Annotated in this window: 10 protein-coding genes; 4 read left to right on the top strand and 6 right to left on the bottom strand. The window is 62.8% G+C overall.

Annotated features, from left to right (window positions below; all coding sequences use genetic code 11):
• Window positions 1–136 precede the first annotated feature (136 nt).
• Window positions 137–1,978, top strand: a complete 1,842-nt coding sequence (ilvD, locus tag CAF77_RS02260; protein ID WP_064380052.1) for a dihydroxy-acid dehydratase — start codon at window positions 137–139, stop codon at window positions 1,976–1,978.
• A gap of 201 nt (window positions 1,979–2,179) precedes the next feature.
• On the opposite strand, the gene CAF77_RS02255 is transcribed toward ilvD, so the two are convergent.
• Window positions 2,180–3,241 carry a phosphorylcholine phosphatase gene (locus CAF77_RS02255; RefSeq protein ID WP_011336406.1) on the bottom strand — a complete coding sequence of 354 codons (1,062 nt, stop codon included), beginning with the start codon at window positions 3,239–3,241 and terminating at the stop codon, window positions 2,180–2,182.
• 241 nt (window positions 3,242–3,482) lie between these two features.
• Here CAF77_RS02255 and CAF77_RS02250 point away from each other — a divergent pair, with 241 nt between their 5' ends.
• On the top strand, window positions 3,483–4,874 hold the full coding sequence (locus tag CAF77_RS02250; RefSeq protein ID WP_064380051.1) for an L-cystine transporter: 1,392 nt from the start codon (window positions 3,483–3,485) through the stop codon (window positions 4,872–4,874).
• Window positions 4,875–5,011: 137 nt separating this feature from the next.
• Here CAF77_RS02250 and CAF77_RS02245 read toward each other — a convergent pair whose 3' ends face one another.
• Window positions 5,012–5,524, bottom strand: a complete 513-nt coding sequence (locus CAF77_RS02245) for a dihydrofolate reductase (protein ID WP_064380044.1) — start codon at window positions 5,522–5,524, stop codon at window positions 5,012–5,014.
• 85 nt (window positions 5,525–5,609) lie between these two features.
• Here CAF77_RS02245 and CAF77_RS02240 point away from each other — a divergent pair, with 85 nt between their 5' ends.
• Window positions 5,610–6,983: a DUF2868 domain-containing protein gene (locus CAF77_RS02240; RefSeq protein WP_064380043.1), complete on the top strand. Its 1,374-nt coding sequence runs from the start codon at window positions 5,610–5,612 to the stop codon at window positions 6,981–6,983.
• Complete coding sequence (locus CAF77_RS02235; protein WP_064380042.1) at window positions 6,976–8,361, top strand: GTPase/DUF3482 domain-containing protein; 1,386 nt, start codon at window positions 6,976–6,978, stop codon at window positions 8,359–8,361. The genes CAF77_RS02240 and CAF77_RS02235 overlap by 8 nt, the downstream gene beginning before the upstream one ends.
• Here CAF77_RS02235 and CAF77_RS02230 read toward each other — a convergent pair.
• The 4 genes from CAF77_RS02230 to CAF77_RS02215 all read right to left on the bottom strand — a co-directional run bounded on the left by CAF77_RS02230 (window position 8,358) and on the right by CAF77_RS02215 (window position 11,761).
• Complete coding sequence (locus CAF77_RS02230; protein WP_064380040.1) at window positions 8,358–8,783, bottom strand: hypothetical protein; 426 nt, start codon at window positions 8,781–8,783, stop codon at window positions 8,358–8,360. The genes CAF77_RS02235 and CAF77_RS02230 overlap by 4 nt on opposite strands.
• An 85-nt stretch (window positions 8,784–8,868) precedes the next feature.
• Entirely contained in the window at window positions 8,869–9,435 is a 567-nt protein-coding gene (locus CAF77_RS02225) for a phosphonate degradation HD-domain oxygenase (protein ID WP_064380039.1), read from the bottom strand.
• Window positions 9,435–10,568, bottom strand: coding sequence for a TIGR03364 family FAD-dependent oxidoreductase (locus tag CAF77_RS02220; protein WP_064380038.1), 1,134 nt, complete (start codon window positions 10,566–10,568; stop codon window positions 9,435–9,437). Before CAF77_RS02220 ends, CAF77_RS02225 begins: the two co-directional genes overlap by 1 nt.
• Window positions 10,569–10,735: 167 nt before the next feature.
• Window positions 10,736–11,761, bottom strand: a complete 1,026-nt coding sequence (locus tag CAF77_RS02215) for a putative 2-aminoethylphosphonate ABC transporter substrate-binding protein (RefSeq protein WP_085653978.1) — start codon at window positions 11,759–11,761, stop codon at window positions 10,736–10,738.
• Between the last annotated feature and the right edge of the window lie 33 nt (window positions 11,762–11,794).

Below are 11,794 nucleotides of genomic sequence, written 5' to 3'. Positions count from 1 at the left end.
ATGAGCTCAGGCTGAGACCAGCGGCGATCCCGCAACGTCATCGGCAACATCAGGACACACGGCCATTTCTGAGTGTTCCAGACGTCAATAGAAGCTCACTCCCCTTTGATACCTGATTAGCCGCCCGGAGTGCTCCATGCCAGATTACCGCTCGAAAACATCCACCCACGGCCGCAACATGGCCGGCGCCCGCGCACTGTGGCGCGCCACCGGGATGAAGGATGACGACTTCAAGAAGCCGATCATCGCCATTGCCAACTCCTTTACCCAGTTCGTACCGGGCCACGTTCACCTGAAGGACCTGGGTCAGCTGGTTGCCCGTGAGATCGAACGCGCTGGCGGCGTTGCAAAAGAATTCAACACCATCGCCGTGGATGACGGCATCGCCATGGGCCACGACGGCATGCTGTATTCGCTGCCGAGCCGCGAGATCATCGCCGACTCCGTCGAGTACATGGTGAACGCCCACTGCGCCGACGCCATCGTCTGCATCTCGAACTGCGACAAGATCACCCCCGGCATGCTGATGGCCGCGCTGCGCCTGAACATCCCGGTGATCTTCGTCTCCGGCGGTCCGATGGAAGCCGGCAAGACCAAACTGGCCAGCCACGGTCTCGACCTCGTCGACGCCATGGTGATCGCCGCCGACTCCAGCGCTTCTGACGAGAAGGTTGCCGAGTACGAGCGCAGCGCCTGCCCGACCTGCGGTTCGTGCTCCGGCATGTTCACCGCCAACTCGATGAACTGCCTGACCGAAGCCCTTGGCCTTGCATTGCCGGGCAACGGTTCGACCCTGGCCACCCACAGCGATCGCGAGCAACTGTTCCTGCAGGCCGGCCGCACCATCGTCGAACTGTGCAAACGCTACTACGGCGAGAACGACGAGTCGGTACTGCCGCGCAACATCGCCAACTTCAAGGCGTTCGAGAACGCGATGATGCTCGACATCGCCATGGGCGGTTCAACCAACACCATCCTGCACTTGCTGGCCGCTGCCCAGGAAGCCGAGATCGACTTCGACCTGCGTGACATCGATCGTCTGTCGCGCAAGGTGCCGCAACTGTGCAAGGTCGCGCCGAACATCCAGAAGTACCACATGGAAGACGTGCACCGCGCCGGCGGCATCTTCAGCATCCTCGGTTCGCTGGCCCGTGGTGGCCTGTTGCACACCGACCTGCCGACCGTGCACAGCCGCAGCATGGAAGAAGCCATCGCCAAGTGGGACATCACCCAGACCGACGATGAAGCCGTGCATCACTTCTTCAAGGCAGGCCCGGCCGGTATTCCGACGCAAACCGCGTTCAGCCAGTCGACCCGCTGGGAAACCCTGGACGACGACCGTGAAAACGGCTGCATCCGCAGCTTCGAACACGCCTATTCGAAAGAAGGTGGCCTGGCCGTGCTGTACGGCAACATCGCCCTGGACGGTTGCGTGGTGAAAACCGCCGGTGTCGACGAGTCGATCCACGTGTTCGAAGGCAACGCGAAGATCTTCGAAAGCCAGGACAGCGCCGTGCGCGGCATCCTCGCCGACGAAGTGAAGGAAGGCGACATCGTCATCATTCGCTACGAAGGCCCGAAAGGCGGCCCGGGCATGCAGGAAATGCTCTACCCGACCTCGTACCTGAAATCCAAAGGCCTGGGCAAAGCCTGCGCCCTGCTGACCGACGGCCGTTTCTCTGGCGGCACTTCTGGTCTGTCCATCGGCCACGCTTCGCCAGAGGCTGCGGCCGGCGGCGCGATCGGCCTGGTGCAGGACGGCGACAAGGTGCTGATCGACATTCCGAACCGCTCGATCAACCTGTTGATCAGCGACGAAGAGCTGGCGGCACGCCGGGTCGAGCAAGACAAGAAAGGCTGGAAACCGGTCGAGAAGCGTCCTCGCAAAGTGACCACTGCCCTCAAGGCCTACGCCCTGCTGGCGACCAGCGCCGACAAGGGTGCGGTGCGCAACAAGGCGATGCTCGACGGGCTGTAAGCGTCAAATCGCAGAAACAAAAATGCCCCGCCAAGTGCGGGGCATTTTTTTGCCTTCAGGTTTTGATCGTTCCCACGCTCCCGCGTGGGAATGCCTCAAGGGACGCTCTGCGTCCAGTGACGCGGAGCGTCACGGGCTGCATTCCCACGCAGAGCGTGGGAACGATCATCGCGCTCTGCTCGGAAGCGATCACCGTAGCAATTACTGGATTTCTTCCGGTTTGACGATCACCCAGTTCTTGTCCGCCGTCACCGGCAAACCTTCTTTCGCCTGGGCCGCCGCGTGTTTGGCCATCATGCCCTGGATCTGGGTCATGTATTTGTCCTTGCGGTTGACCCACAAGTGAATGCCGCCCTTGGCCACGTCTACATCATGGAACAGCATGTAGCCGTCGCTGGTCGGCGTGTCGCCACCCACCAGTACCGGTTTTTTCCACTCGTCGATGTAGGTCAGAATTGCCGCGTGCTTGCCGGCCATCCAGGTCGCCGGGGTCCACAGGTACGGGGTCAGTTCGAGGCCGAGGTTGGCTTTCTCGTCATATTTGCCGGCGGTGATCTGCTTGCGCGCGGTGGTCAGCTCGCCGGTTTCGCGGTTCTTAAGCAACGTGGTCACGCCGATCACGTTCTGCGGTTTGACGTTGTAGCCGTACTTCGGATCGGCCGCGACCATGCGCACCAGTTCTTCGGAGGCGGCGGTCATCACGTAGACCTCGATGCCGTTCTCCATCAGCTTGTTGTACAGCTCTTTCTGGCCAGTGAAGATCTTCGGCGGATTCACATCCAGATTCTTGACCACATCACCTTCGTAATAAGTCGCCGGCACCGGTTTGCCCGAGGCCATCAGCTCATCGACGTAGCCCTTGAGTTCCTTGAGGGTGAAGCCGGAAAACACCTGCGCGACCCATGGATAGCAGACCATGTCGTCGACTTCGCAGAGGCGGTAGTAGTAGCTGAACAGGCTTTCCTTGTGGTCGGCGGTGTCCTTGAACGGCATCAGTTTGAGGGAGGGGTCGAGCTTGTCGCGGGTGATCAGACCCTTGTTTTCCATGAACGGCAGCAACGACTCTTCGAGGTCGTAGCGGTAACTGGTGTTGTCCATGTCGAACACCGCGTAGTTACCCTTGTTGGCGTTGGCGGCGATCATCGCGTCCAGCGCCTTGGCCTGATCGGCCGGCCAGTGTTTCAGGTCGGTGGCGAATGCCTGAGTGGCCAGGCCCATCCCCACAGTCAGTGCGACAGCCAGAAATTTCGGTGTGAACTTCATTGGCGCTTTCTCCCTGGGTCAAAGAATTCGACGCTAACAAATATGTGTGACAGTCCTCGTCTGTCAGCGACCGTCCACGTCCGTTTCGCGCCAGCTGCATCCCCGAGAGCGACACGCGCTTATTCCAAAAACGACGGTCAACCTTTGATTTCGGTATTAAATCATTGGAAATCAAGCTGTTAGGCTTGCCGGTTCGCAACAGCCCCGGAAGGCTGTTGGCAAAGTCTTTTCTGGAGTTCTCATGAATCTGCCCCTGATTCTCAACTTGCTGGTGTTCCTCGCCCTGCTCTTCGGCTTGGCGCAAACCCGTCACACCTCGTGGAGCCTGGCGAAAAAAGTCCTGCTCGCGCTGGTGCTGGGCGTGGCACTCGGCGTCGCGCTGCACACGATTTACGGCGCCGGCAATCCGGTGCTGAAAGCCTCGATCGGCTGGTTTGATCTGGTCGGCAACGGTTACGTGCAACTGCTGCAAATGATCGTGATCCCGCTGGTATTCGCCTCGATCCTCAGTGCCGTGGCCCGTCTGCACAACGCTTCTTCGCTGGGCAAGATCAGCTTCCTGACCATCGGCACGCTGCTGTTCACCACCGCGATTGCGGCGCTGATCGGCATCGGCCTGACCAACCTGTTCGGCCTGACCGCCGAAGGCCTGGTTGCCGGCACGCAGGAAATGGCCCGTCTGCAAACCATTCAGACCGACTACGCCGGCAAGGTCGCCGACCTGAATGTGCCGCAACTGCTGCTGTCGTTCATCCCGCAGAACCCGTTCGCCGACCTGGCCCGGGCCAAGCCGACCTCGATCATCAGCGTGGTGATTTTCGCTGCGTTCCTGGGGGTTGCCGCGCTGCAACTGCTCAAGGATGACGTCGAGAAAGGTCAGAAAGTGATCAACGCCATCGACACCCTGCAAGCCTGGGTGATGCGCCTGGTGCGTCTGGTGATGAAGCTGACCCCCTACGGCGTGCTGGCGCTGATGACCAAAGTGGTCGCCGGTTCCAACCTGCAGGACATCATCAAGCTCGGCAGTTTCGTGGTGGTGTCGTACCTCGGTCTCGGCCTGATGTTCGTGGTGCACGGCCTGCTGGTGTCGGCGGCCGGGATCAACCCGCTGCGTTTCTTCCGCAAGATCTGGCCGGTGCTGACATTCGCGTTCACCAGCCGCTCCAGCGCAGCGAGCATTCCGCTGAGCATCGAAGCGCAGACCCGTCGTCTGGGCATTCCGCAATCGGTGGCAAGCTTCGCTGCTTCGTTCGGCGCGACCATCGGCCAGAACGGCTGCGCCGGTCTGTACCCGGCGATGTTGGCGGTGATGGTTGCGCCAACCGTCGGCATCAACCCGCTGGATCCGCTGTGGATCGCGACGCTGGTGGCGATCGTGACCCTGAGTTCGGCTGGTGTGGCGGGCGTGGGTGGCGGTGCGACCTTCGCCGCGCTGATCGTGCTGCCGGCCATGGGCTTGCCGGTTTCGCTGGTGGCGTTGCTGATTTCGGTCGAGCCACTGATCGACATGGGTCGCACGGCGCTGAACGTGAGCGGTTCGATCACCGCTGGCGCGATTACCAGCCAGGCGATGCAGCAGACCGACAAGGCACTGCTGGATGCCGATGAGCATGCGGAGCTTGCTCAGGCATAAGTCTTGATACTGATCGTTCCCACGCTCCTGCGTGGGAATGCCTCTAGGGACGCTCCGCGTCCAGTGACGCAGAGCGTCACGGGCTGCATTCCCACGCGGACGGTTCGACGCCTCGACGTGGGAACGATCACATTGAGCTAAACCCGCTCCCAGACTTCGAAGTTGTAAGCCGGTTTGTCGCCTTCAGCCGGATTCGGCACGTTCGACACCAGTTTCCACTGGTTCAGATCGAACTCCGGAAACCACGCATCGCCTTCCGGGCTCAGTGCCACACGGGTCAGATACAGACGATCCGCCTGCGCCAGCCCCTGCGCATACAACTGCGCCCCGCCAATCAGCATCAACTCATCGACGCCCTGCTCTTTCGCCCACGCTTCGGCGCGAACCACGGCCGCTTCCAGCGACGGATAGACTTCCGCGCCTTCCAGCACCAGATCGGTCTGGCGGCTGACCACGATGTTCAAGCGGCCCGGCAGCGGACGACCCAGCGAATCCCAGGTCTTGCGGCCCATGATGATCGGCTTGCCGAGCGTCGTGGCCTTGAAGTATTTGAAGTCCCCCGGCAGGTGCCAGGGCATGCTGTTGTCGACGCCGATCACACGGTTTTCACCGAGGGCTGCAATCAGGCTGAGGGGGAGTGATTTAGTCATGCCGGCGAGGATACCAGAGCCGCCCTTACCCCGATAAGCGCCACAGCGGTTATGCTCACGGCTCAATCAAGCAACGGGATGCCGCGTGACTGAACTGACTTCACTGCAAAACCTCTGGCTCACCGAAACCGTGCGCCTGCGCGAAGAACACGCAGGCCCGCTGGACGATCTGGAAGCCAATCGCCTGGCCCGCGCGGCTGGCGGCGATCTGCCGGGACGCATTCAACGCCGCGCCCTGTGGCTGGCCGAGCGCGATGGCCTGACCTCCGCACTCAAGCACTGGCTGCAAGGCGCACGCCTGGCGCTGGTGCTGCTGGCGATCTTCGCCGTGTTGAGCGGCGCAGGGCTGGCCTTCGCTGCACTGGGCCAGACGCCGGTCAATGTGTTCTGGGCGCTGGGCAGTCTGCTCGGGCTGAACCTGATTCTGCTGCTGAGCTGGTCGCTGGGGCTGATCTTCGCTGGCGAACACGGCGCCACCCTAGGCCGCTTGTGGCTGTGGCTCAGTGAAAAACTCGCCCGCGATGCCAAGGCTGCCCAACTGGCGCCGGCCCTGCTGTTGATGCTGCAACGCAAGAAGCTCAATCGCTGGGCGCTCGGCACGCTGGTCAACGGCCTATGGCTGCTGGCGATGTTCAGCGCGCTGGTTTTGTTGCTGACACTGATGGCGACCCGGCGCTACGGCTTCGTCTGGGAAACCACGATTCTCAGCGCCGACACGTTCATCAACATGACCCAGGCCCTCGGCGCATTGCCGGCGCTGCTGGGCTTCAACGTGCCGACCGTGGACATGATCCGCGCCAGCGGCGACACCGCGCTGAACATCGAAAGCGCCCGTCAGGCCTGGGCGACCTGGCTGGTCGGCGTGCTGGTGGTGTACGGCGTGCTGCCGCGCCTGCTGTTGGCGCTGTTTTGCTTCTGGCGCTGGAACAGCGGCAAAGCGGCGTTGCGGCTGGACCTGAACCTGCCCGGCTACGCCCAACTGCGCGAACGCCTGATGCCGACCAGCGAACGCCTCGGCATCACCGACCCCGAGCCTGCGCAATTGCACCGCGTCGAAAGCACCGTCGGCGAACACGCCAGCGACGGGGCGTTGCTGGTGGCGATCGAACTCGACGATCAACACTCATGGCCGCCGACACTGCCGAAAAACGTCAGCAACGCCGGCATCCTCGACAGCCGTGAATCGCGCAACAAACTGCTCGAACAACTCAGCCGCTTCCCGCCGGCGCGCCTTGCGATTGCCTGCGACCCACGACGTTCGCCGGATCGCGGCAGCCTGGCGCTGATTGCCGAGCTGGCGCGCAATGCCGCCGCGACCCGCGTCTGGCTGTTGCAGGCGCCGCAAGGACAAGCGCTGGACGCCGAACGCCTCGGTGACTGGCACGTGGCGTTGCAACAACTGGAACTGCCGTTCGCCGATTGCGCCCCGTTGAACTGGCTGGAGCACGGACATGACTGATGCCTGGAAAGCGCCGCTGAAACTGGCGGTGGTCGGCCACACCAACGTCGGCAAGACTTCGCTGCTGCGCACCCTGACCCGCGACGTCGGCTTCGGCGAAGTCTCCCATCGCCCGAGCACCACGCGGCATGTCGAAGGTGCACGGTTGTCGGTGGATGGCGAACCGTTGCTCGACCTCTACGACACGCCCGGTCTGGAGGACGCCATCGCCCTGCTGGATTTTCTCGAGCGTCTGGAACGCCCCGGCGAACGCCTCGACGGCCCGGCACGGCTGGCGCGGTTTCTCGATGGCAGTGAAGCGCGCCAGCGTTTCGAACAGGAAGCCAAGGTGCTGCGGCAACTGCTCGATTCCGATGCCGGCCTGTACGTGATTGACGCCCGCGAACCGGTGCTGGCCAAGTACCGCGACGAACTGGAAGTGCTGGCCAGTTGCGGCAAGCCGCTGCTGCCGGTGCTGAATTTCGTCAGCAGCGCCAACCACCGCGAACCGGACTGGCGTGAAGCCCTGGCGCGCCTCGGCCTGCATGCGCTGGTGCGTTTCGACAGCGTCGCCCCGCCCGAAGATGGCGAGCGGCGGCTGTATGAAAGCCTCGCACTGTTGCTGGAAAACGCCCGCCCACAACTTGAACGGCTGATCGCCGATCAACAGGCCCAACGCCTCGCCCGCGAGCAAAGCGCCGCGCGCTTGATCGCCGAACTGTTGATCGACTGCGCCGCGTGCCGACGCAGTGTGGCGAGCAACGCCGAACAGGAACAACAGGCCATCAGTGAACTGCGCAAAGCCGTGCGCCAGCGGGAACAACGCTGCGTCGAAGCGCTGCTCAAGCTCTACGCCTTCCGCCCGCAGGACGCCGCCGCCAGCGATCTGCCGCTGCTCGACGGGCGCTGGGGCGATGACCTGTTCAACCCGGAAACCCTCAAGCAACTCGGCGTGCGGGTCGGCGGCGGGATTGCCGCCGGAGCCGCAGCCGGTGCGGGTGTGGATTTGCTGGTCGGCGGCATCACCCTGGGTGCCGCCGCCCTGGCCGGTGCCATTGCCGGCGGCGCCCTGCAAACTGCCCGCAGCTACGGCAACCGCCTGCTCGGCAAGATCAAAGGGCAGCGAGAGCTGACGGTCGACGACAACGTGTTGCGCCTGCTGGCCCTGCGTCAGCGGCAACTGCTGCAAGCGCTGAACGCCCGAGGCCATGCGGCGCTGGACAGCATTCAGGTGGCGACGCCGCAGGACAAGACCTGGCGCGAGGGCAAGCTGCCGGAGGCGCTGAACATTGCCCGGGCCCACCCGCAATGGTCGTCGCTCAACTCGCATCCGAAACTGAATCAGGCACAGCGTCAGGAACAGATCGACGAGCTGGTCGGCAAGGTTCTCGAACTCTAGAACCAGCCGAGCTTGAGGAACTGTTTGACCAGCGCCGTCACCCGGCTGCGATCGGTGCGATTGGCGCGCCCGTCGTTGTCGACGTCCGAACACAGGACAACCTCGAAGCGGCCATCGTTATCCAGGTCGTGGACGGCGGCCTTGTAAGCAATGGTTTCGCCCTGGTGAAAGTGCAGCCTCACTGATTCCGGTGTTCCATCGCTGCCGGGGTTCAGAGCGAAGATCCGCAGATGTCGCGTGTCCTCGTCGGCCGCGTTGAACCAGGCGCATTTCAGATAGGTTCGGGTGAAGCTGCGCAGTTGCGCGACTTCACGGGCAGAGGCTTCGCGCCAATCCTGTTCGGTGTGATGAAAGCGCAACTGGACAGTGTCCCCTGCGCCGCTGCCGGACCGATCCCGGGCAATCACTTTCATAAAACGCATCCGTGCGCTCCTTCGGCAAAAAACCAGTCTGGGCCGAAGGGGCAACACGCGCCATGCACCGTTTCCCGGTTTGGCGTAAGAAGGTTCAGCGCGCCTCGCGGGACAGTACGGTAAAAGCCTTGCCCTTCAACAACGCAAGATCCATCACCGGCACCGCCATTTCCTTCGCCAGTTCATCCCACTGGCGCATTCGCAGGCTGACGGCGCACAACGGATCCTGCTCGAACGCATCCGCTTCAGCCTCGGTCATCACCCCGCCCTGATATTCCAGGGTGCGGCGGCTGGCTTCGCTCAAGCGGTGGTAATAGCTCGGATCCCTGAGCGTCAGATAGCGCTTGGCCTGGACGTGATACTCCACCAGCCGCGCCATGCGCTCGCTGAAGCCGGCCTCACGCAAGTAATCCGCGCCGAGGCGTTCGTGGCTGACCACGCCGTAACCGCCCATGTTCTCCGCGCCTTCGGCACACAAATGGCCGATGTCGTGGAAGAACGCGGCGAGCACCACTTCATCGTCAAAGCCTTCGGCGATGGCCAGTTGCGCTGCCTGGGACATGTGCTCGATCTGCGACACCGGTTCGCCGATGTAGTCGCTGGCGCCGAAGCGCTCATAGAGGCCGAACACCCGATCGATGACTTGCTCGTGACTCAACATCAGTGCTCTCCAAATAGCTGTGCAACATTGCGCTCGGCCATGGCCGGGCCGACGCTCATGCCGACGCCGCTGTGCATCAGCGCCACACTCAGCCCCGGCGCCGGACGCAGGAATGAAAACGGCCCCGGCCCCCGGGAACCATAGACACCCTGCCAGCGCTCGACCACTTGCACCTTGCAACCGAGGGTGTGCTCGGCCAGTTCGAGCATCCAGTTGTCGACCTGCTCGGCGTTGAACGGTGATGGATCGCTGCCGTAATGGTGCGAATCGCCGATGATCAGCTCGCCATAAGGTGTCGGGCTGATCAGCAGGTGAATGCCGTTTGCCTGCAGGTGCGGTTGTTCGCGCAGGATTAGCGCCTGCACAGCCGCCGCTTCCGGCAAGTCAGCGAAGGCGCCGTAATGCACGCAGCTGAGGCCGGTGAGCAAGGCGTGTTGCAAGTTCAGGTCGATCTGCGGCCGGACGCGGAGCATTTGCAGGCGGCAGATTTGCGGGTCGAGGGCGGCAATCGGCTCGGCCAGCAAGGTCTGATAATCGTGGCCGGAGCAGACGATGATCTGTTCGGCGGAGAAGATCCCGGCGGTACTGTGCAGGCGCCCCGGTTCGACGTCGCGCACCAGCGTCGAGAAGTGAAACTCGACCTTGAGTTCGCGACGCAGGTATTCGATCAGCGCCGGAATCGCTTCCCGGGAATACAGCTGTTGATCGTCCATTCCGTGCAGCGCGGCGCGGTGATGGCTGAACTGGCCGCCGTACAGATCGCGCAACGCGGCACCACGCAGCAGCTCGACGCGGTAGTCGTGCTCAACGGCACGCCCGGCGCAGAACGCTTCGAGCAAATGTTCTTCGGCCTCGGTGCGGGCGAACAGGTACGAGCCGTTGCGCTTGAGTTGCAGGCCGGCGAGCTGCGCCCACTGGCCCCAGATGTCGCGGCTGGCCTTGGCCAGTTCGAGCATCGGGCCCGGTGGCTGGCCGGTGACCAGCGCCTGGCCGAAGTTGCGCACCGAAGCGCCGAGCGGCGTGGCGGTGCGCTCGAAAACCGTGACCTTGAGACCGCGCCGGGCGGCGGCATAGGCGTGGGACAGGCCCAGGATGCCGGCGCCGACGATCAGCAAGTCGTTGTGTTGTGTCATGCAGCTACCTCAATGATCGTTCCCACGTTGATCGTTCCCACGCTCTGCGTGGGAATGAATACCGTGACGCTCTGCGTCACAGAGGACGCGGAGCGTCCTTGGCTGCATTCCCACGCGGAGCGTGGGAACGATCAAAGCTCCGTCAGGGAACGATCGGGTAAGAAGATTTACTTGGCCGCGACTTTCTCGGACTTGCCGTCATAGCGCTTGCGCCATTCGGTCAGGATCTCGTCGCGGTTCTTCGAGGCCCAGGCGAAGTCGTTCTTGATCAGGCGCTGCTCGTAGTCGGCCGGCAGTTCGGTCTGCGGCTTGGCGATGCCCGGCTGGGCGAGGACAGCGAAGTTTTCCTTGTACAGGTCCATCGCCGGGGCACTGGCGGAGAAGTCGGCCAGTTTCTTCGCGGCTTCTTCATGCGGCGTGCCTTTGATCACGGCAGTCGCCTCGATCTCCCAGCCCAGGCCTTCCTTCGGCAGGATGATGTCCAACGGCGCGCCCTGACGCTTGAGCTGAACGGCCGGGTACTCGAAGGAAATGCCGATCGGGAACTCGCCCGCTGCCGCCAGTTTGCAAGGCTTGGAGCCGGAGTGAACGTACTGGCCGATGTTCTGGTGCAGGCCGTCCATGTAAGCCCAGCCCTGCTTCTCGCCGAAGGTTTGCAGCCAGGCGCTGACGTCGAGGAAACCGGTGCCGGACGAGGCCGGGTTCGGCATCACGATCTTGCCTTTGTACTCAGGCTTGGTCAGGTCCTGCCAGCTCACCGGTTTGCTCAGGCCCTGCTTTTCGGCCTCGACGGTGTTGAAGCAAATGGTTGCGGCCCAGACGTCCATGCCGACCCAGGCTGGCGGGTTGGCGGCGTCGCGGTAGTTCGCGCCGATCTTGCCCAGATCTTTCGGCGCATAGCTTTGCAGCATGCCTTGCTGATCGAGGATCGCCAGGCTCGACGCCGCCAAGCCCCACACCGCGTCAGCCTGCGGGCGATCCTTTTCGGCCAGCAGTTTGGCGGTGATGATCCCGGTGGAGTCGCGCACCCACTTGATCTCGACGTCCGGGTTGGCCTTTTCGAACGCCTCTTTATAGGACTTCAACTGCTCGGCTTCGAGGGCGGTGTACACCGTCAACTCGGTTTTTGCCGCGAAGGCATTCAGGCTGAAAGCAGCGAGCACAGCAGCGGCCAGGGCCATAGGCTTGAACATGATCGTTTTCCTGTCTTTTGAGTTGAGGGGGAG

The sequence above is a fragment of the Pseudomonas sp. R15(2017) genome, assembly GCF_002112685.1.
Lineage (GTDB): Bacteria > Pseudomonadota > Gammaproteobacteria > Pseudomonadales > Pseudomonadaceae > Aquipseudomonas > Aquipseudomonas glycinae.
This window is presented reverse-complemented; position numbering and strand designations above follow the sequence as displayed.

What these genes read in the sequence shown, in the direction of transcription:
- ilvD (WP_064380052.1), top strand. Translation starts at nt 137, where the DNA reads ATGCCAGATTACCGCTCGAAAACATCCACCCACGGCCGCAACATGGCC.
- CAF77_RS02255 (WP_011336406.1), bottom strand. Translation starts at nt 3,241, where the DNA reads ATGAAGTTCACACCGAAATTTCTGGCTGTCGCACTGACTGTGGGGATG.
- CAF77_RS02250 (WP_064380051.1), top strand. Translation starts at nt 3,483, where the DNA reads ATGAATCTGCCCCTGATTCTCAACTTGCTGGTGTTCCTCGCCCTGCTC.
- CAF77_RS02245 (WP_064380044.1), bottom strand. Translation starts at nt 5,524, where the DNA reads ATGACTAAATCACTCCCCCTCAGCCTGATTGCAGCCCTCGGTGAAAAC.
- CAF77_RS02235 (WP_064380042.1), top strand. Translation starts at nt 6,976, where the DNA reads ATGACTGATGCCTGGAAAGCGCCGCTGAAACTGGCGGTGGTCGGCCAC.
- CAF77_RS02230 (WP_064380040.1), bottom strand. Translation starts at nt 8,783, where the DNA reads ATGCGTTTTATGAAAGTGATTGCCCGGGATCGGTCCGGCAGCGGCGCA.
- CAF77_RS02225 (WP_064380039.1), bottom strand. Translation starts at nt 9,435, where the DNA reads ATGTTGAGTCACGAGCAAGTCATCGATCGGGTGTTCGGCCTCTATGAG.
- CAF77_RS02220 (WP_064380038.1), bottom strand. Translation starts at nt 10,568, where the DNA reads ATGACACAACACAACGACTTGCTGATCGTCGGCGCCGGCATCCTGGGC.
- CAF77_RS02215 (WP_085653978.1), bottom strand. Translation starts at nt 11,761, where the DNA reads ATGTTCAAGCCTATGGCCCTGGCCGCTGCTGTGCTCGCTGCTTTCAGC.